The organism is Actinomycetospora sp. (assembly GCF_055612215.1).
The window spans coordinates 1-1,089 of record NZ_JBVPVA010000656.1 but is presented as its reverse complement, the minus strand read 5'-3'; the positions used below and the strand labels follow the sequence as shown (position 1 = coordinate 1,089).

The window sequence follows — 1,089 nt, the reverse complement described above, 5'->3', positions numbered from 1 at the left end:
GAGAGGAAGCTCCCGAACTCGCGGCCGGTCACCGCGACGTCGCGGCCGAGCACGCCGAGGAAGGCCCGGCCGGTGGAGACCCGGGGCCAGGGCCCGGCGGTCGTCGTCGTGGTCATCGCAGTCCCCGCCCGGTCAGGTCGATGAAGACGTCCTCGAGCGTGGGCTCCCCGAGCCCGACGTCGAGGACCCGGCCGCCCGCCGCGGCGACCTCGTCGAGCAGGCCCGGCAGGGCGGCGCCCGCCTCGCCGTCGACGCGGGCCCGCAGCCGGGCCGCCCCGCCCGGCGACCCGGCGTCGAGGACCTCCACGCCCGCCGTGCCCCGGACGCCGGCGAGGCGCTCGCGCAGCGCCCCGGGGTCGCCCCCGACGACCTCGAGGTCCACCGTCGCCGACCCCGACAGGCCCGCGACCAGCGCGGCGGGCGTGTCGAGGGCGAGCAGCCGGCCGTGGTCGACGATGCCGACGCGGTCGGAGAGCTTCGCGGCCTCGTCCATGTCGTGGGTGGTCAGCACGACGGTGACCCCGCTGGCGGCCAGCTCGGCGACCCGGTCGTGCACGAAGAGCCGCGCCTGCGGGTCGAGGCCGGTGGAGGGCTCGTCGAGGAAGAGCACCCGCGGGTCGTGCATGAGGCCCCGCGCGATGATCAGCCGCTGCGCCTGGCCCCCGGAGAGCTCGTCGGGATTGGTCTTCGCCTTGTCCGCGAGGCCCATCCGCTCGAGGAGCTCGTCGGCGAGCGGACCGCGGCGGGCCCGCGGGACCCCGTGGTAGGCGGCGTGCCAGACGAGGTTGGCCCGGGCGTCGAGGGAGCGGTCGAGGTTGGGCCGCTGCGGGACGACGCCGAGCACGGCCCGGGCCTCGACCGGGTGGGCGGCGACGTCGATGCCCGCCACGGTGGCCCGCCCGGCGGTCTTGCGCACGCGGGTCGTGAGCACCCCGATCGTCGTGGTCTTGCCCGCGCCGTTGGGCCCGAGCAGGCCGAACACCTCGCCGGGTGCGACGGCGAAGGAGATGCCGTCGACGGCGTTCGCCCGCGCCTTCGGGTAGCGCTTGACCAGGTCCGCCACCTCGACGGCTCCCTCGACGCCCGCGC

The 1,089-nt window shown here is 77.2% G+C and carries 1 protein-coding gene; it reads right to left on the bottom strand.

Annotated features, from left to right (window positions below; all coding sequences use genetic code 11):
- Positions 1-112: 112 nt before the first annotated feature.
- A complete protein-coding gene (locus tag AC0CYZ_RS17970; RefSeq protein ID WP_472217762.1) occupies positions 113-1,063 on the bottom strand; it encodes an ABC transporter ATP-binding protein in 951 nt (316 codons plus the stop codon).
- Positions 1,064-1,089 lie beyond the last annotated feature (26 nt).